Here is an 18,995-nt window from a genome sequence, read left to right on the forward strand (position 1 = left end):
CCTTACGCCAAAGCTATTACAAAATTAGTTGCGCAGTTTATTCTTCGAGTTCCATATCGAGTGCCAACGCTCTCACCTCGCGAGTCAATACTCTAAAGGCTTCTGGAATCTGTGCAGAAATCTTATGCTCACCCTCAAGAAGACGTTCATACATTTCGGTACGACCTTCAACGTCATCTGATTTAACAGTTAACATTTCCTGAAGAATATATGCAGCACCGTATGCTTCAAGTGCCCACACCTCCATCTCACCGAAACGTTGTCCACCAAATTGAGCTTTACCACCCAATGGCTGCTGAGTTACAAGTGAATATGGACCAGTTGAACGAGCATGTACTTTTTCGTCTACCAAATGGTGGAGACGAAGCATATACATATAACCAATTGTTACTGGACGATCAAATTGCATGCCAGTACGACCATCAAATAATGTCACCTGACCTGATTCAGGTAAATCTGCAAGTTTTAGCATTTCTTTAATTTCAACTTCTTTAGCCCCATCAAATACCGGAGAGGCAAATGGTACGCCTTTACGTAGATTCTGTGCTAGCTCATTAAACTCAACTTCGCTCAGCTGATTTACATCTTCACCTTTACCTGCAGACTTATAAACCTGATCAACAAATTGTTTTACTTCAAGCATGTTTCTCTGATCACGCAACATTTTATCAATCTTATGCCCAAGTCCTTTAGCAGCAAGCCCTAAATGTACTTCAAGGATCTGTCCGATATTCATACGTGATGGAACCCCAAGTGGATTAAGAACAATATCAACTGTACGTCCATCTTCCATATATGGCATATCTTCTACTGGTAATACTTTTGATACCACACCCTTATTACCATGACGTCCAGCCATTTTATCACCAGGCTGTAAGCGACGTTTAATCGCAACGAAAACTTTAACCATCTTGATAACGCCATTTGGTAGATCAACACCTTGATAAAGCTTATCTTTTTGCACTTTAAAGCGCGCTTCAAGTTCGGCACGTTTTTCGTCAATAGCTTTAACCATCATGGTTAGTTGCTCATTGATCGCCTCATCTTTTAATTCAAGGGTCAACCAATCACGTTTAGCCATTCCAGCAAGTAACTCTTCGGTTACTTTACCTTTTTTATTTTTCAATTCTTGAGTAAGCAATGTCGATTTAATCCGTGTAGCCGCATCATCTTCAATAATCGTCATTTGATCACGAATATCTTGACGCAATCTACCAAGTTCAGCTTCAATATTTTCAAGGCTACGTGGATCAAGCTTGCTACCATCACGATTAAATACCTGAACATCAATTACTGTACCACTGATACCAACAGGTACACGTAAAGACGTATCTTTAACATCTGATGCTTTTTCGCCAAAAATTGCACGCAGTAATTTTTCTTCTGGAGTAAGTTGTACTTCACCTTTTGGAGTTACTTTACCTACTAAAACATCGCCTGGAGTAACCTCAGCACCGATATGGATAATACCAGTATCATCAAGACGAGCTAATTGGCTTTGTGAAAGATTTGGTATATCGCGAGTAATTTCTTCATCACCTTGTTTGGTTTCACGAGCAACAACTGATAATTCTTCAATATGAATTGAGGTATATTTATCTGCTGCAACTAGCTTCTCAGAAACAAGAATTGAATCCTCAAAGTTGTATCCATTCCAAGGCATAAAGGCAACTAGAACATTCTGTCCAACAGCCAATTCACCAAGATCAGTAGCAGAACCATCCGCAACCACATCACCAGCAGAAATAATATCCCAGCTTTTACAATTGGTTTTTGATTGATACATGTATTTTGGTTACTACGTAAATACTTAACTAGATTATAAATATCAATACCAAGATCATTGCCAACGATTTCATTCTCATTCACTTTGATAATGATACGATTACCATCAACAAAGTCAACAACACCGCCACGTTTAGCAATAACTACTGTCCCGGAATCAATTGCCGCAACCCGTTCCATACCAGTTCCAACCAAAGGACTATCAGCACGTACACATGGTACACCCTGACGTTGCATGTTTGAACCCATCAATGCACGGTTCGCATCATCATGTTCAAGGAATGGAATTAGCGAAGCGGCAACCGATACAACCTGATTAGTTGCCACATCCATATAATCAATTTCTTCACGTAAAACAAGTGTTGTTTCACCTTTTTTACGCGCAAACACCAGCTCATCCGCAAAAGAACCATCAGAACTAAGCGTTGCATTTGCTTGCGCAATAACTACTTTATCTTCATCAATTGCAGATAAGTACTCGATTTCATCAGTAACTCGATTATTCTCAACTTTACGATACGGAGTTTCCAAGAATCCATGCTGATTTGGTCTCGCGAATGCTGATAAAGAATTAATCAAACCAATATTCTGCCCCTCTGGAGTTTCGATTGGACATAAGCGACCATAATGAGTAACGTGTACATCGCGAACCTCAAATCCAGCACGATCACGAGTCAAACCACCCGGTCCCAATGCAGAAATACGACGCTTGTGAGTAATCTCAGACAGTGGATTAGTGTGATCCATAAACTGCGATAATTGGCTAGTCGAGAAGAAATCTTTCAAGCTGGATGTAACTGGTTTAGCACTTATTAACTTATTTGGCAATAAATCTTTTTCTTCAAGTGGTTGAGTCAACTTGTCTTTTACTGCTTTATCTATTCGCGACAATCCAATACGGAACTGATTTTCTACCAACTCACCAACACCACGAATCCGGCGATTACCCAAATGATCAATATCATCAATAACACCACGACCATTACGTAATTCAATTAAAATAGCCAGCGATAAGATGATATCTTCTTTTGCTAATAAAACGGCTTCATTATCTGGCTGTTGTAAACTAGACAGCAGGTTTCTAAACCACTGTGGAGTTTTTGGATCTAATTCATGTAGATATGTACGGGAATTAAATTTAAATCGACCTACATTTGATAAATCATAAGTTTCAGCATTAAAGAAAGTACGATTAAATACGGTTGCTGCAATATCTTCAGAATATGGCTCACCTGGACGCATCATTTTATAAATCTGGTGGATTGCTTCTACTTTATTATCTGCAGTTTCTTTAGAAGCCTCTTCATCACGTAAAGTATCCGCCAGATATGAACCATGCTCAAGATCATTTACATACAAAGTCTTAATTTCTTTAATTGAACTTACTAACACATTTTTTACTAAATCTTCAGTAATCACTGTATTTGATTTAGCAAGTATTTCGCCAGTATCACGATCCAGTAAATCAGCACCTAAAATACGTCCTTCCAACTCTTCCACAGGAACTTCTATTTCGGTCAATCCAGCTTTTTCCAGATCACGGATATGCTTAGTTGTAATTTTTTTATCTTTAGCAACAATCAAATTACCATCTTTATCTTTGATATCGAAACGCGAAGTCTCACCTTTTAAGCGTTCAGAAATTATTTGCTTATAAATCCGTCCGCGCTTAATAGCATAAACATCTTTATCGTAGAAAAGATCAATTATCTCATCATGACTATAACCAATTGCTTTCAATAACAAAGTAACAGTCATTTTACGTCGCTTATCAATACGGAAGTAAATCAGATCCTTGGCATCAAATTCAAGATCCAACCAGCTACCACGATAAGGAATTATTCTTGAAGAATAAAGTAGCTTATTCGCAGAATGATTTTTACCATGATCATGCTCAAAATATACCCCAGGAGAACGATGCAACTGAGCAACCACAACACGTTCATTACCATTAATAATAAACGATGCAGTATCTGTCATAAAAGGGATTTCTCCCATATATACATCTTCTTCCGCGGTATGTAATACAGTTTTATAATCAGAATCACGGTCAAATACAGTTAGGCGTACCTTGGCATGCAATTTTCCAGCATATGACACACCACGTAGCAAACACTCATAAACATCAAACATCGGACTACTAAGACTATAGCTAATAAAGTCCAAACGGGTACTACCATTATTGGAAATAATTGGAAAAATATCATTGAATGCTTTTTGTAAACCAATATTTTGCCGTTTTGCTGGCGCTACTCCCTGTTGTAAAAAATCGTTATAGGAATTTTTTTGCATTGCCAGTAAATAGGGTACCTTCAAGAAGGCAGGCTGCTTGGCAAAGCTCTTACGAATACGTTTTTTTTCTGTGAAAGAATAGCTCATAAGTAAGGCTCCGATGTGTATGAGTAAATAAAGAAAAAAGATAACCGAAATAACTACTTTTTACGTTTAAATTGCTATTGCTAAAATCATTCCCAATTAAAGTAAGGAATCAAATTATTAAAAACACTAGCAGCAATATTTATAAATTTAGTCGAAATAGTTATTTTTATTAGCTTTTAATTAGTGTTTGGCTATTTGCCAATAAATACGGCAAAAGAGGCAACGTAGTGTTACCCCTTTTATTTTCAAATTAACTGACAAGTTAATTATTTCATCTCAGCTTTAGCACCAGCTTCGGTAATTTTCTTAACCAATGCTTCAGCATCAGCTTTTGCTACGCCTTCTTTAACTGCTTTAGGTGCAGACTCAACTAGAGCTTTAGCTTCAGCAAGACCTAGACCAGTGATTTCACGAACCACTTTAATTGCAGCAACTTTATTTGCACCAGCTTCTGTAAGAACTACGTCAAATTCAGTTTTCTCTTCAGCAGCGGCAGCACCACCAGCAGCAGGGCCAGCAGCAACAGCAACAGCGGCAGCTGAAACACCAAATTTTTCTTCCATTTCTTTTACTAGCTCAGATAAATCCATAACGGTCATCTGACCAATTGCTTCAATAATTTCTACTTTAGAAACAGCCATTTTTGACTCCTAATAAATCTTTAAAAATAATTAATTTTAACAACTGCTATATTAAGCAGCTTCCTGTTCTTTTTTGTCTTTGATTGCAGCAACCAAACGAACAAAGCTAGCAGGGATTTGTTGCATAACACCCATAACTTGAGCAAGCAATTCATCACGGCTAGGTATAGATGCTAATTGTTTAACACCAGCGGTATCAAGCAATTTTTCATTATACATACCAGCAACGATTTTTACTTTGTCATTAGCTTTGGCAAATTCGTTGATAATTTTTGCAGCAGCAACCGGATCTTCAGAAACACCATAAATCAATTGGCCAGTCATTTTCTCAGCCAATGGAGCAAACTTGGTACCTTCAACTGCCTTACGTGCTAATGTATTTTTAATTACATGCAAGTAAACATTTGCTTTGCGGGCTTCACGGCGAATAGCAGTCAATGATTCAACTGTAACACCAGCATACTCAGCAACAACAACAGTTTGAGCACTACCAAGGGTTTCTGAGACCTGAGCGACAACGACTTTTTTACTGTCTAGGTTTAAACTCAAGGCTCAACTCCTAAATTTATAGTGGATTTAAACGATTTAATAGAGTAGTCAGAATGAGAACTTTATATCTGTCGAGTTTCCACTATCTGCGTAGGATTTCAGAGAAATTTAAGCGCTTGTTAAAAACAAACGACTCCCACGGTCTTTGATAATGATAAGGCAAAAGCCTTATCCCCAATTGACTCCAAAACTAGAGTCAAATTTTACAAACCCCGGCAAGAATTACCGAGGTTTAAAAATTATTTTGCAATTGTAGCAGCATCAACCTTAACGCCAACACCCATAGTGCTGGATACTGTTACACGCTTAAGATATTGACCTTTACTGCTTGCAGGTTTTGCTTTAACTAGCACATCAACAAGAGCAGCTAAATTTTCACCCAATTTTTCAGGAGCAAAAGAAGCTCGACCAATAGTTGAATGAATAATACCATTTTTATCTGTACGATATTGAACCTGACCAGCTTTAGCATTTTTAACCGCTGTAGCCACATCTGCAGTTACTGTACCAACTTTAGGATTTGGCATAAGACCACGTGGCCCAAGAATTTGACCAAGTGTACCAACCACACGCATCGTATCTGGAGTTGCGATCACTAAATCAAAGTTAAGATTACCTTTTTTAACTTCATCAGCAAGCTCTTCTAAACCAACAATATCAGCACCAGCAGCTTTAGCTGCCTCTGCTTGTGGACCTTGAGCAAATACAGCCACACGCACTGTCTTACCTGTACCATTTGGCAATACTAGTGAACCACGAATCATCTGATCAGATTTACGCGGATCAACACCAAGATTGATAGCCACATCAATTGACTCATCAAATTTTGCAGTTGCAGCCGACTTAACTAAAGAAATCGCCTCTGTAGCAGCGTATAATTTTGCACCATCAATAGCGGCAAACGCCTTTTGTCTTTTCGTTAACTTAGCCATTATTTAACCCCCTCAACTTCAAGCCCCATACTACGCGCAGAACCAGCAATAGTACGTACAGCCGCATCCAAATCAGCAGCAGTCAAATCTGGTTCTTTAGTTTTTGCAATTTCTTCCAGCTGAACGCGAGTAACTTTACCTACTTTATCAGCGTTTGGACGTGAACTACCACTCTTAATCCCAGCAGCTTTTTTTAATAGAATTGAAGCTGGTGGAGTTTTCATTATAAAAGTGAAACTCTTATCAGAGAAAGCGGTAATAACCACAGGAACAGGAAGACCTGGCTCCATTGATTGAGTTTTTGCATTAAAAGCTTTACAGAACTCCATAATGTTAAGACCACGCTGACCTAGCGCAGGACCAACTGGAGGTGATGGATTTGCCTTACCGGCAGGAATTTGTAGCTTTATGAAGCCAATGACTTTTTTTGCCATCTTTATACATACCTTTAAAATGGGTAAAAACGCATTTCTAAGCAGTAACTTAGATTTGCTCCCCGGATTATTGTGAAATTTTGAGCTTGTTATTATAGCATAATTCAAGTTAAAATCACACTTAATTTACTATAATTTAATGCAAAGCATTTATAAACTCGGCTCTATACCCAAATTAACGCACCATCTATCGCAAGGGAAAATCGTGGCAACCATAAAAAAAAGAAGCGCAAAAAAAACAACAAACCTAATAAACCAACCCCTTGACATCCTCAATTTCGGGCAACTAACTAAACTAGCCACCTGCTTCTGGACGGGAGGAACTATCACGATTGGCTCTATAATTATCCCACTATTATTCAAGACACTAGATCAGATAACCGCAGCAACGATTACCGGACAAATTCTAAACATAAATGCATACACAGGAATGGTGGCCTGTATTTTTATAATAATCGGACTAATAATTAAACACCAGCTATATTTTTTTAAATCACGTAAATTTTGGTACGCACTCTCATCGGAAGCAATACTAACAGTAAACTATTTTGGGATTTTCCCTATCATAGCAAATTTACGCACCAAACTTGCCGATATCGCGCACCACGTAATTCAAACAACACCAAGCTTTAACTTTTGGCATTCTCTATCATCAGGATTATTTGTACTAACAGGACTATTAGCAATTTTGATTGTTTTGGAAAAATAAAATGGTGGCCTGGGGCAGAATCGAACTGCCGACACAAGGATTTTCAATCCTCTGCTCTACCGACTGAGCTACCTGGCCAAAAATGGTGCCGGAGAAAGGAATTGAACCCTCGACCTTCTGATTACAAGTCAGCTGCTCTACCAACTGAGCTACTCCGGCATATTTTGGTGGCGAATCAGGGACTCGAACCCCGGACCTGCGGATTATGATTCCGTCGCTCTAACCGGCTGAGCTAATTCGCCTCAAATCTGAGATAGGTATTCTATCTCAATCAATTCAACAATGTCAACGTTTTTTTATATTATTTTCACGCCTAAAATTTATTACTAAGCCGCCAATCTGCTTAACACATTGTTTTTACCCAAGATATATAGAACAGCATCAAACGATGGTGTTTGCGTAGTTCCACATAATTTTAGTCGTAATGGCATCCCTAGCTGCGGCATTTTGATATTATTCACTGAACAGAACTCTTTTATTGTAGCTTTTATGGCATCAAGACTCCACTCATTTAGGGTAGATAATGCTTCGGCAAATTTAGTAAGAATCACATTTGCATCCGAAGTTAAATGTTTTTCAACTTCTTCTGAAGCGGCAATTTTTGGCTGATAAAAATAATGTACTTCTTCTGCCATTGCATTCAGATTATCACTACGTGATTTAACCAACTCAATAATTGCATTCAAATCAAGTCTATTAAGATCAACAACACCCAACTGCTCTAGTTTAGGCTGAAGAAGCTTTGTTAGTGTCTCAACCGAACTATTCTTTAGATGTTGTCCATTCACCCAATACAGTTTTTTCATATCAAAGCGGGCTGGAGATGGTGAAATATTATTTAAATCAAACCATTCAACAAACTGACTTATTGAGAACACCTCATCGTCACCATGCCCCCAGCATAATCGTGCAAGGTAATTAAGTAATGCTTCCGGTAAAATCCCCATATCCTGATACTGAATGACACTAACTGGATCATTCCGCTTTGACATTTTTTGCCCGTCATCACGTAAAATCATTGGCACATGAGCATATTGCGGCAAAGTCGCACCAAGTGCTTTTAAGATATTTATCTGGCGTGGCGTATTATTTACGTGATCATCACCTCGAGTAACGTGAGTTATCTGCATATCCAGATCATCGACTACCACACAGAAATTATATGTTGGCGTCCCATCACTTCTCGCAATGATCAAATCATCCAGTTCGCTATTGGCAATCTCAATCCGCCCTTTTACCAAATCATCCCAAACAACTACTCCATCTACCGGGTTTTTAAAGCGAACGACCGGTCTTACTCCCGGGCGTGGTGTGTGGTTATGCCGACAACGCATGTCATAGCGAGGTTTTTCACCTCTTGCCCGCTGTGCTTCGCGCATTTCATCCAATTCTTCTTTAGAACAATAACAGTAATAAGAGGTGCCGTCTTTCAGCATTTGCGCGATAACTTCCTTATAGCGCTCCATCCGATGAGTCTGAAAATATGGACCTTCATCATAATCTAAGTTAAGCCAGTCCATTGCCTGAATAATACTATCAACCGATTCCTGCGTAGAGCGCTCCAAATCTGTGTCTTCAACACGCAAAATAAACGTACCTTTATTTTTTCTGGCGTATGCCCAAGAAAAAAGTGCTGTTCTGGCACCACCGATATGTAAAAACCCAGTTGGACTGGGTGCAAAACGAGTTCTAACCATATTTTTTATCCATTAGCTTGAGATTAATTATAAGACAATATTATACCTGATAAAAATAGCTTCATTATCAGGTATAGTATTAATGAAATAGAGAAAGAGCTACTGCTTACTCCTGATTGGCAATGTCACGCAATTCTCGTTTGAGAATTTTTCCCGTTGCATTGCGTGGAAGTTTTTCCATAAAATAAACTTTACGCGGTTGTTTAAATGGCGCAAGATGTGGCTTGATATATTCTTTAAATTCAGCTTCAGTAGCTGTTTCACCTTCTTTAAGTTCAATATAGGCAACTGGCGTTTCATTCGCCTCAATATCCTTGATGCCAATCACAGCGCAAGCATTAACTTTATCATTAGTATAAATCACTTCTTCAATTTCACGCGGATAGATATTCATCCCCTTACTGATAATCAAGTCTTTCTTTCGATCAACAATGAAAATGAAACCATCATTATCAACTTTACCGATATCGCCAGTTCTAAACCAGCCATCAATAACAGCATCTTCGGTTTCTGCCTGACGATTATAATAACCAAGCATCACACAATCACCCTTAACACAAATCTCACCAATTGTGCCACGGGCTACCTGCTGCATATTGTCATCAAAACACTCAACCTGATACCCGGGTAAAGCCTTCCCAACTGAACCAGTCCGGTTTGCCCATGGCGTATTTACCGATACTACTGGCGAACACTCGCTAATTCCATACCCCTGAATAAGAGTACCTTTTTTAAAAGTAGCAGCGAACTTACGCATAGTCTCTTCGGCTAATGGCGCAGCTCCAGAAATAAACCCCTTGACGGCGTGAAACCAATGAAAATACCAAGGTAAGGTAGCTTTAGATAGTGCGCTATATACATCTGGAACGCCAGCGAAATAAGGAACACGCTTTAAAAGTACTTGCTTCAAAAGTTTAGCAAAATCACCTTTGGTAGCAATCGAACGAATCACTGTTACACCACTATTACTTAATACTGGTAATAGTACAGTTACTGTTAGCGTAAAGGCATGAAACATCGGAAGATAGCATACCATTGGAATCTTACCTGGTTTAACGCGCAAATGTTCTAGGCAACCTGTTATATTTGAATAAATATTACGGAATGCTAGCATTGCACCTTTAGGCTTACCTGTCGTTCCAGAAGTATAAACTATCACAGATAATTCATTTTCATCAAGCGGAGTGTGTGGTGCAGAATCTTCAGGACTAGAGAGGATTGAATCATGATCTATGTTTTTATCATTTTCAAGCGGAACATCGCCAATCCAGATGATTTTTGCTATTCCAGTCTTAAATACCTGCTCTTTGACTTCCTTGGCAAACTTACCGGAGGCAAATAGCAGCTTTGCCTGACTATCATTAAGAATATAGGCAATTTCATCTTCTTTAAGAAAGTTATTTATTGGAACGACTACCCCACCAACTTTATTAATCGCAAAGAAATTGACAATAAATTGCCAGCTATTTGCCATTAATAGTGCAACTTTATCACCTTTTTTAATTCCTTTTTTATGTAGATAACTTGCTACAGTATTTACATATTCAACAAGCTGTTGATTGGAAATCTTTAATTCTTCTTCAAAAATTATTGTTTTTCCCGGCTTGAGAGCACTATTATTAACTAAAATCTGGTAAAAATTTGTTGGAGAAATGGAGTTGTCCACCTTAATTCCTTATTCTGAATAAAATTTTATTTGATTATACCTGATTTAGAGCACCGTAAGCATTTTTTTGTTGCATAAGTTGGGAATATAACAAATTAACTCTCGAGAATCTATTGCCTCAATAATTGAAGTTTGGCATTAATTTCTGGTAGGCGGGCACTGATTAAGCCCTGCAAATCAGTATCACCGGGTTTGGAAGGTTTCAATTTCAATGCTGCATTATATTGTTCCATAGCAAGTTTATAATTACCTATGTAATAAAATTCAGTTCCCAATCCGTAATGATATTTTATTGGTTGATTATATTTGCCATCGGAATATAATATCGCGTACTGATCCCAGACATCAGGATCACTGGTATTGGTTTGTGCCAAAATCCCCAAGCGATTCGCAGCTTTAGGATAACTTCTAGTAGCGATAAGAAATTCAAGCTGCCCCATCCATAATCCCTTATGGTTTGGATAATCCTGCAAAGCCTGATCATAAAGAGTATCAGCCAATTTATTATTACCTACGGCAATTAATTGTTTTGCCTTTAAACCAAGAGTCATAGGGTGCCCCTGTACTGACTTACTACTAACTTTATTTAAAATAAGGATGCTGTTTTTATAGTCCTTATTCTGGAAATAAGCAAGAGCTAACCCGTAGTGCTGAGCATCAATATTTACATAACGTTTATTTGCCAATGCGTTTAGATAAAATTTTATTGCATCTTCATTACCAAGCTGACGTACCCGACATTTTTCCCTAGATAGTAAGAAATCTATACTATCCTGACGCATCTTAACTGGCATATGATTGGCACGAACCTCAGCTTCACTTAGTCGCTCTATAGTTACAGGGTGCGTCTGCAAAAAAGCTAATGCATCATTAGCATTAAATTTATATGCATCCTGCATGCGCTGAAAAAATTCTGGCATGGCATGAGCATCAAATCCAGCTTGATACATCAACTGCTGCCCAACCCGATCAGCTTCACGCTCATAATCACGCGAGAAAGCTAGCTGACTTTGGATTCCAGCACCCTGCCCACTTTGCGCAGCAATTATTGCAGCTCCAGGGGCAATTGGAGCCATCAGTGCCCCAGCAATAATCCCTGCAATAGTAAGCCATTGTGCCCGATTGGCGACACTTATATTCCGGAAAATATGATGCTGAATTACATGCCCAATCTCATGAGCCATAACAGAAGATAATTCTGCTTCAGACATGGTCGCATAGATTAAACCATTATAAGCACAGATATACCCTCCAGGAAGAGCAAAGGCATTAATTTCTTTATCTTTAATCAAATAAAAATTAAATTGCTGTCCTGCCATTGGCGAATAACTAACTAAATTACCTCCTAAGGTATTAAGATAATCAAGGCAATCAAAATCTTCCAGCATGTCGCCACTAGCATATATTTGCAAAATTACTTGCTTACCAAGCATATCTGCCTGATGAGGGGTGAGGTTACTTCGATCACTATCCCCCATATCTGGCAGACCATTGATTCCATCGGCAATGGATTTATGATTGCAAAGACTCATAGCAACACCTAATGCAACTCCTCCTACAACCTGATGAAGAAATCCTCGCCTTGAAAGGTCAATAACCAAATCAAGTTGCTCTTGCGGAGAATCTTTTCGCGCAGCATATAAACGCTCAATGATACTTCCCAGATTTTTCATTTGTCTATAACCTGATAGCAAATTTTACTGTAATTGCTGAGCTAACCCACTCATATACTTCTTCTGATTTGCACTAAAATCCTTATCAAGATTTTGGCTATCATATGGTAACATAGTAATTACAGTTTGATTACCCTGAGCAACTAATTTTATTGTATAAAGCGGTTTTGGTGCGCTATTCTGATTGGCAGACTCCTTACCAAACCATTTTTTCATAAAGCCAGGATCAGGATTATCAAGCTGTGCCTGAAGTGGGTAAACATAGTATTCGCCCTTGGTCCGATTTTTATCTACAACTCCAAGATCAATTCGGTCAAGAGCAACGGCAGTACGCCACCATGCACGGTCAAACTGATCATTCACAATCACCTGATTATTATTTATGAGATTTGCTTCTTTTGGTGCTGACTCCACCTGTTTAACAATTTTCTTGACTTGATCTTGCGGAGTTCCGGCAAAAGCCATAAACTGAGCCAGAAATTCAAGCTCCAATTGCGGATTTGATGGTCTGGTTATCCATTTTGTTCTTTGGGTATCTGAAGAAGCAAAGCTCGATGTAGTAGAAATTCCCTCTCTACCACATCCTTCATATACCTCATCCATCTGATAATTGGTATCCATTATTACAACATTATGACCATCTTGCCATAAAGTTACCCGGTAAAGATACATTGAATTGAGTGAATACATCCCCCCCAACCAATCCAGTCAAAAAGCCCCCTGATTGATGCGCCCTGTGGAACTTTGGTATTTCTACTTGACCAATCAGTCTGGATTACCCCTAGGGCGGGATTTTGATATTTTACAGTTAATCCAAGCTGATTAATATATGCCAACATTACGGGCATCATCCGATCAACGCTCTGGCTCTCAATAACTAGCCAACGCTGAGAACCACCCGTAACTATTGACATACCTCTTGCTCGACTAACCTGATATGACGACTGCTTTTGCGCCGTCAAATCCATCTTATAGTTAGTATTCAAGTCCGGGCTACTCATTCCTGGCGGTGTAATTAATGTATCTGTATTTCGGGGAGCCGCAGAGGTAAATGCAGCTTGTGAATCGGTAGTACCACATCCACCCAAACCTAAAAGCATGCCCACTGTAATTAGAATATATCCAAATTTATTTGTATTTGCTATCATGTTATTTCAATTTACCTAAAATGTATAATATTCGAGCATATTATTCTGTAATAAGCCACCTAGCATAACTTCAATCCTAGATCTGGCATCCTGCCCGGCTCTATCTGCATTGAATTGGACACCTATTCCAGCACGATATCCTACAGCAGAGGAAGGACTAACCCAAAAAACTTTTCCACTAATCGCAAGTGGTTCATTTCCTTCGGGCAAGGAGATTATTAAAAATACCTCGTCACCTAGTTCCAGCGTATGATTATCCAGAACAAAAATCCCACCATTTTTGAATTGTTTAATATACGCTTTAGCTAATTCATTCTTATTGCTAAATCCGACTTTTAAAATATTACCGCTCATTATCCACCACGTCTCTTTCCGCTTTTATAAGTCTTATTTCTCTGATGCCCAGACTCAGCATTTAATGTCATATTCTGAATATAAATTTTAGGGCTAAATAACTCTCCATTAATCTCCACAGGAATTGAAATTGATTTAATTTTTTGCATATTTAAAGGCAAAATACTGCTAACTTGAAGTTTATAATCAATACTATTATCTGCAAAACTGATTAACCCGGTTCCATTCGCTAGAATAGTTGGCGAATTAAAATTAATCTGACTTTTCTCTGAACGCCCATTAACAAAACTAAAATTAGCCTGAAGCCGAGTAAAGTTTGTCATCATAACATTTCTATTTTGGAAAGCTGCCAGATTTTCGGGGCTCAGAAACAAGCTAAAATCAACTCCGGAGAACCCACCATTATTGACGCTCAAATTTACCGTACCATTCATCTTTTTGTGTAAATCCTGGTAATTAGTAATACTCTCAGCATGAGTATTTATTAATAAATCTGCACTCCCAATAATGGCATTTACATTAAATAAGTTGCTAAATAAACGCTTTAAATCTATTCCAGTTATAGTATTAGCAAGAGAAATATCAAAACCATTCTTAACCTTGTTAATTTGAGCATGTCCAGACAATTTCCCTCCATAAACCCCAGCATCAAGCTTTGTTATATTCAGCTGCCCCTTTTGCACACTAAGCTCAGTATCAAAATTATTTAATGTCAGATTAGCAAGCTTTAACTGCTCAAAAAACATCTTGGCTTTCATGTCAATAATGCTTATCCAATTAAATGGCAGACGGCTAGCATCTGAGTATAATGGCAAGAATTGATTGGAGTGTTCTTCAAGAATAAATTTTGATAGATCCAATGCCGCAACCTTTGCAGTTACTTCAAGTTCAGGAATAATATCCTTATGGCTATATGTGCCTGTCAGTTGAGTATTTGCACCATTAAGCTTACCACGTAAATTGAATGAAGCCTGATTAACTGGCAAATAAAAATTACAACTTCCTCGTAATCCACCATAAAACAGTCGCCCCTGTTTGCTAGAGTTTATATTAAGTCCAACGCTACAATTATTATTAACCAGATTCAAGCTTTCATTAAGATTGGCATCATTTAGTTCTATATTTGCTGAAAATTTCTGGTCAACGTTCGCCGCCTCATATCGCAGGTTAAGACTGTCAATATTATAGTCATAAAAATCATCTGTGGCAATTTTATAGGCATTTAAACTTATTGTCTGATTAAACTGCTTTAACGGATTATTAAGTATCGCATTTATACTGCTTACAGTTAAGCCATAACTAGAATAGAGGATGGTATCAATTGCCATGGTTCCACTATATTTTTTACCATTTACTACTCCTTTACTATTTTCAATCCATAACTGTTGCCCCTTCGACACATAACGGGCATGTGACTGCATCTCAAAGTTTACGCGAGGATTAACAATGGCAGTATTTAGTTCTTCTATATTAATATTACCATTCTCAATACTAGAAACCTTACCATAGACATTCAAATCTGATTGATAACGAGCGAGCTTAAACCCCAAATGGAAAGTTGGTTTTTTTGAATTAAGACTGTATAGTTGCAGGTTAGCATCACGAATAATGTAAGTAGCAGCACTTTCAATCAAATTGAGATTAGTAACTGATAAACTATTTAAATTGCTAAATTCAGAGTTTGCAATTGTATTATAGTCAAAAAGAGTAGCATAATTTGTACTTTTTAATGCATCACGATAAAATGTAACCCCATTAAAAGCAATACGCTTTACCTTATATCTGCCGATAATTAATTCCGGCCATGATAATTGACAATTAGCTGTATTTATGTGTAGTATCTTCTGATTTCTTTTATCAAATACAGTTAGATCAGATATAAATAAACTAAGCCCGTGCCAAGAGCGAGGTTCTACAGTACCATCGATCTGAACTGAATAGTTTTGCTTATCAAACTGGCTAATCACAATTTGTCTAACTGTTTTCGCATCAAACCAGTAATAAAAAAACATCAGTGGCAAACCAACTGTTATAAAAAAAGCAGTAAATACTGCCCAGCCGATAATCCGACGCTGTTTTCTACTGACATTAAATTTCAGATATTTATACATTACAATTTTACTTTAGCTGTAAATACTTCTCGTGTAAAAGATTAACCTGTTGCTCTAAATTATCTATTCCCCCGTTATTATAAATGATATCATCAGCCAAAAGCATTTGCTTTTCTCTTGTCACCTGAGTTGCTAAGATATTATCCACTTGATGCTGGGTAAAATTATTTCTTGCTTTTAGTCGTGAAACAATTGCGTCGTAATTACAATCAACAAAAATATTGCGACTGGTTATTTTTAAATAACGAGGTGATTTAAATAATAATGGCACCATCAAAATCAAATAGCTCTCAACATTAAACGCTGCAATTTGGCGATTAACTTCATCAAAAATAATCGGATGCAGGATTTTCTCAAGCTCTTCTCTAGCACTCTCATCGCCAAAAACTAGCTCGCGCATTTTATCTCGAGATAAAGCCCCGCTATTATCTATATACCTTGCCCCAAATTGTTTAATAATCATAGGTATCGCAATTCCATTGCTAGCCGTAATATCATGAGCAATTTGGTCAGTATCAATAACTTTTACACCATGTCTGATAAAGATGTTAGCTACAGTCGTCTTACCACTACCAATTAAACCCGTAAGTCCAATTACTTTCATTAGAAAAGTACCAAAGGAAGCAGTTTATTTCCATAAAAAAAGGTAACTAATCCTGCAACCCCAAGAAAGGGTCCAAATGGAATGGGTTTATTTGGAAGTAACCGTCCGGTTAAACGCATGATTACCGCATAAATTATGCCAGCAAGCGAAGAAATAATAATCACATTTAGCAAACTCTGCCAACCAAGCCAAGCACCAATAGCAGCCAATAATTTAAAGTCTCCATAACCCATGCCTTCTTTTTTGGTAATAAGCTTAAATAACCAATAGATACTCCAAAGAAAAAGATAGCCAACTACAGCACCGATAACCGCATTACTTAGCCCTCCACAGATACTGCCATTTAAATTGAATAATAGCCCTAACCAAACAAGAGGTAAAGTTAACTCATCCGGTAACAAAAAAGTATCAAAATCAATTAGAATCAGGCAGATTATTATCGAGGTAAAGATAAGCGCACCAATAATACTTAAAGTTTCCGACTCAATAAAACCAATGGCAACAAAAAGTAATCCGCTTACAAGCTCAACTAGAGGGTACCTAATAGAAATTCGCATTTTACATTTAATGCATTTGCCAGCTATCAGAAAATAACCAAGTATTGGAATATTAGTCCAAACCGGGACTTTACTATGACATTTTGGACAATGTGATGCCGGATGCAATAAATTAAAATGAGTATTATCTGAGCTAACTCCGCACTCTGCACCCAAAAGCTCAACGCATTGATTACGCCAAGATTTCTGTAACATGATGGGAAGACGATAAATAACTACGTTGAGAAAGCTCCCGATACAAATTCCAAACAAAAACAAGCAAATTGCCCGAAATAATAAGCTATTAAAAAATAAAAAACCAAATAAATCAATCATAATTAACCTGTTCCTTTAGTCCAAGCAGTTACAAGTATTAAATAAGATTAGCGGATTAATATGAATACTTATTTATCCTACTACATTTCCCAAATTAAATAATGGTAAATAAATGGCAATGATAATTGACCCTAGTACACTACCCAGTATAACTATCGTTGCTGGTTCAATTAGAGAAAGTAACGTCTCAATAACCATTTCGACTTCCTGATCATAATAATCTGCTATCGATTGTAGTAAATACTCTAGCGAACCAGCCTCTTCACCAACGGCAATCATCTGATTTACCATACTGGGGAAAATATCCGTAACCAGCATCGCACCATATAAACTACTACCAGATTCAACATCTTTCTGAATATTCAACGTCGCCGCACCATATAAGTAATTATTTACCAGTAAGGCAATCGAATGTAGTGCTTCATTTAATGGTACACCAGCTGCAAACAATAGGGATAGGGTTCGTGTCCAGCGTGAAATTAATGATTTCTGGGCAAGCTCCCCAAAAAGTGGAACCCGAAAAATACTGCTATCACAGAAGAAACGAAAACGTGGAAAATTGCGATACATAAAACGGAATAGGAAAAATAGCCCCACTCCACCAGCGATAAATAACCACCAATAGTGTATTACAGCATCTGATGCCGCAATTACAATCAAGGTTGGCGTAGGTAATTTAGCTCCCACGCTGGAAAAAATCTTCTGAAATTGCGGAACTACAAAACCAAGAACAATACCCAAAACCACTGTTGATACCACCAAGACAATTACCGGATATGCCATTGCTGCTTTTACTTTACGTCCGATTGCATCAATTTTCTCGCGATATTCGACATATCTCAATAATAAAGTCTCAAGTATCCCCCCTGCTCACCGATTGCAAGGAAATTAATAAAAAGAGGATCGAATACTTTTGGATAGGTACCAAAAGACTCTGAAAGACTCAATCCATTCTCAACTCCAAATTTGATATCTTCAAGAATCTCAAGGAATTTTTTATTATCTATTCCACGAATAACAATATCAAAAGCCTTTAATAATGGAACACCCGATTTTATAACTACCACAAACTGTTTAATAAAAACCGTAATTTCTTTGGCTTTTACCGGACGTTTAATTTTTTTCTTGGTACGCTTCTCGACATCTGTTTCTTCTTTACGGGTCAAATCATGAATTTCTTTGGAGCGTGCAAGTTTAGCAAATAAGCCAAGCCTCTTTTCCTGAGTGCCGACTTTTCCTTTAAACTGTGAAAGTACATCACCAAGAAATGAAAAACTGCTTTTCTGGCGAACACTTAATGGAATAATTTCACGTTTACGCAGTTTCACACGGGCAATAATTGCAGTTGGTGCTTCTATCGTCCCCGTAACTAAGTCTCCATTTTTAGTTCGCCCTTCGTATGACCAACTAAGATCTGCTTGCTTTCTAACTCTTGCCATGA

At 37.8% G+C, this 18,995-nt stretch carries 15 protein-coding genes, 3 tRNA genes and 2 pseudogenes; 1 reads left to right on the forward strand and 19 read right to left on the reverse strand.

Translation table 11 applies throughout. The features are described from left to right. Positions 1 to 37: 37 nt before the first annotated feature. From rpoB to rplK, 5 genes and pseudogenes are all read right to left on the reverse strand, one after another. Positions 38 to 4,164: pseudogene (rpoB, locus tag CUN60_RS12470) on the reverse strand (DNA-directed RNA polymerase subunit beta). 266 nt (positions 4,165 to 4,430) lie between these two features. Continuing rightward, complete coding sequence (gene rplL, locus CUN60_RS12475) at positions 4,431 to 4,805, reverse strand: 50S ribosomal protein L7/L12 (protein ID WP_102952357.1); 375 nt, start codon at positions 4,803 to 4,805, stop codon at positions 4,431 to 4,433. Positions 4,806 to 4,856: 51 nt separating this feature from the next. Further along, a complete protein-coding gene (rplJ, locus tag CUN60_RS12480; RefSeq protein WP_102952358.1) occupies positions 4,857 to 5,354 on the reverse strand; it encodes a 50S ribosomal protein L10 in 498 nt (165 codons plus the stop codon). A 239-nt stretch (positions 5,355 to 5,593) separates the two neighbouring features. Further along, complete coding sequence (gene rplA, locus CUN60_RS12485; RefSeq protein WP_102952359.1) at positions 5,594 to 6,286, reverse strand: 50S ribosomal protein L1; 693 nt, start codon at positions 6,284 to 6,286, stop codon at positions 5,594 to 5,596. Continuing rightward, on the reverse strand, positions 6,286 to 6,720 hold the full coding sequence (gene rplK / locus CUN60_RS12490; protein ID WP_102952360.1) for a 50S ribosomal protein L11: 435 nt from the start codon (positions 6,718 to 6,720) through the stop codon (positions 6,286 to 6,288). The genes rplA and rplK overlap by 1 nt, the downstream gene beginning before the upstream one ends. Positions 6,721 to 6,925: 205 nt before the next feature. On the opposite strand from rplK, the gene CUN60_RS12495 reads away from it, so the two are divergent. Beyond that, a complete protein-coding gene (locus CUN60_RS12495; RefSeq protein WP_158649426.1) occupies positions 6,926 to 7,429 on the forward strand; it encodes a DUF4149 domain-containing protein in 504 nt (167 codons plus the stop codon). Between the two features lie 2 nt (positions 7,430 to 7,431). On the opposite strand, the gene CUN60_RS12500 is transcribed toward CUN60_RS12495, so the two are convergent. The 14 genes and pseudogenes from CUN60_RS12500 to CUN60_RS12565 form a co-directional block, all read right to left on the reverse strand. After that, positions 7,432 to 7,507, reverse strand: a tRNA-Phe gene (locus tag CUN60_RS12500). Between the two features lie 5 nt (positions 7,508 to 7,512). Further along, a tRNA-Thr gene (locus CUN60_RS12505) sits at positions 7,513 to 7,588 on the reverse strand. Between the two features lie 6 nt (positions 7,589 to 7,594). Continuing rightward, positions 7,595 to 7,671 (reverse strand) — tRNA-Met (locus CUN60_RS12510). Between the two features lie 84 nt (positions 7,672 to 7,755). Next, positions 7,756 to 9,126, reverse strand: coding sequence for a glutamate--tRNA ligase (gltX, locus tag CUN60_RS12515; protein WP_102952362.1), 1,371 nt, complete (start codon positions 9,124 to 9,126; stop codon positions 7,756 to 7,758). A 106-nt stretch (positions 9,127 to 9,232) separates the two neighbouring features. Next, the gene (locus CUN60_RS12520) at positions 9,233 to 10,792 is read right to left on the reverse strand and encodes a long-chain-fatty-acid--CoA ligase (RefSeq protein WP_222593273.1); all 1,560 of its coding nucleotides are present in this window, start codon (positions 10,790 to 10,792) and stop codon (positions 9,233 to 9,235) included. A gap of 110 nt (positions 10,793 to 10,902) precedes the next feature. Next, on the reverse strand, positions 10,903 to 12,465 hold the full coding sequence (locus CUN60_RS12525; RefSeq protein ID WP_102952363.1) for a M48 family metalloprotease: 1,563 nt from the start codon (positions 12,463 to 12,465) through the stop codon (positions 10,903 to 10,905). A 24-nt stretch (positions 12,466 to 12,489) separates the two neighbouring features. Continuing rightward, entirely contained in the window at positions 12,490 to 13,155 is a 666-nt protein-coding gene (gene bamC / locus CUN60_RS12530; RefSeq protein WP_102952364.1) for an outer membrane protein assembly factor BamC, read from the reverse strand. Beyond that, positions 13,119 to 13,613, reverse strand: a complete 495-nt coding sequence (locus CUN60_RS12535; RefSeq protein ID WP_102952365.1) for an outer membrane protein assembly factor BamC — start codon at positions 13,611 to 13,613, stop codon at positions 13,119 to 13,121. The genes bamC and CUN60_RS12535 overlap by 37 nt, the downstream gene beginning before the upstream one ends. Positions 13,614 to 13,628: 15 nt before the next feature. After that, positions 13,629 to 13,967, reverse strand: coding sequence for a PilZ domain-containing protein (locus tag CUN60_RS12540; protein WP_102952366.1), 339 nt, complete (start codon positions 13,965 to 13,967; stop codon positions 13,629 to 13,631). Beyond that, positions 13,967 to 16,078 (reverse strand): AsmA family protein, encoded by a 2,112-nt coding sequence (locus CUN60_RS12545; protein ID WP_102952367.1) that lies wholly within the window; start codon positions 16,076 to 16,078, stop codon positions 13,967 to 13,969. The genes CUN60_RS12540 and CUN60_RS12545 overlap by 1 nt, the downstream gene beginning before the upstream one ends. A gap of 7 nt (positions 16,079 to 16,085) precedes the next feature. Further along, entirely contained in the window at positions 16,086 to 16,682 is a 597-nt protein-coding gene (coaE, locus tag CUN60_RS12550) for a dephospho-CoA kinase (RefSeq protein WP_102952368.1), read from the reverse strand. After that, on the reverse strand, positions 16,682 to 17,554 hold the full coding sequence (locus CUN60_RS12555; protein WP_102952369.1) for a prepilin peptidase: 873 nt from the start codon (positions 17,552 to 17,554) through the stop codon (positions 16,682 to 16,684). Before CUN60_RS12555 ends, coaE begins: the two co-directional genes overlap by 1 nt. A 72-nt stretch (positions 17,555 to 17,626) precedes the next feature. Further along, the gene (locus CUN60_RS12560) at positions 17,627 to 18,337 is read right to left on the reverse strand and encodes a type II secretion system F family protein (RefSeq protein WP_425266158.1); all 711 of its coding nucleotides are present in this window, start codon (positions 18,335 to 18,337) and stop codon (positions 17,627 to 17,629) included. After that, positions 18,326 to 18,993 (reverse strand): annotated as a pseudogene (locus CUN60_RS12565) (type II secretion system F family protein); the annotation flags it as partial. The gene CUN60_RS12560 and the pseudogene CUN60_RS12565, both read right to left, overlap by 12 nt. Positions 18,994 to 18,995 lie beyond the last annotated feature (2 nt).

Source organism: Aquella oligotrophica, from assembly GCF_002892535.1.
GTDB classification, from domain to species: Bacteria; Pseudomonadota; Gammaproteobacteria; order Burkholderiales; family UBA11063; genus Aquella; species Aquella oligotrophica.

Bases quoted from the DNA above. Each gene is read 5' to 3' on its own strand.
- bamC (WP_102952364.1), bottom strand. From the start codon at position 13,155: ATGTATTCACTCAATTCAATGTATCTTTACCGGGTAACTTTATGGCAA.
- CUN60_RS12540 (WP_102952366.1), bottom strand. From the start codon at position 13,967: ATGAGCGGTAATATTTTAAAAGTCGGATTTAGCAATAAGAATGAATTA.
- CUN60_RS12545 (WP_102952367.1), bottom strand. From the start codon at position 16,078: ATGTATAAATATCTGAAATTTAATGTCAGTAGAAAACAGCGTCGGATT.
- CUN60_RS12560 (WP_425266158.1), bottom strand. From the start codon at position 18,337: ATGGCATATCCGGTAATTGTCTTGGTGGTATCAACAGTGGTTTTGGGT.
- rplK (WP_102952360.1), bottom strand. From the start codon at position 6,720: ATGGCAAAAAAAGTCATTGGCTTCATAAAGCTACAAATTCCTGCCGGT.
- gltX (WP_102952362.1), bottom strand. From the start codon at position 9,126: ATGGTTAGAACTCGTTTTGCACCCAGTCCAACTGGGTTTTTACATATC.
- rplA (WP_102952359.1), bottom strand. From the start codon at position 6,286: ATGGCTAAGTTAACGAAAAGACAAAAGGCGTTTGCCGCTATTGATGGT.
- CUN60_RS12525 (WP_102952363.1), bottom strand. From the start codon at position 12,465: ATGAAAAATCTGGGAAGTATCATTGAGCGTTTATATGCTGCGCGAAAA.
- CUN60_RS12555 (WP_102952369.1), bottom strand. From the start codon at position 17,554: ATGATTGATTTATTTGGTTTTTTATTTTTTAATAGCTTATTATTTCGG.
- rplL (WP_102952357.1), bottom strand. From the start codon at position 4,805: ATGGCTGTTTCTAAAGTAGAAATTATTGAAGCAATTGGTCAGATGACC.
- CUN60_RS12535 (WP_102952365.1), bottom strand. From the start codon at position 13,613: ATGATAGCAAATACAAATAAATTTGGATATATTCTAATTACAGTGGGC.
- coaE (WP_102952368.1), bottom strand. From the start codon at position 16,682: ATGAAAGTAATTGGACTTACGGGTTTAATTGGTAGTGGTAAGACGACT.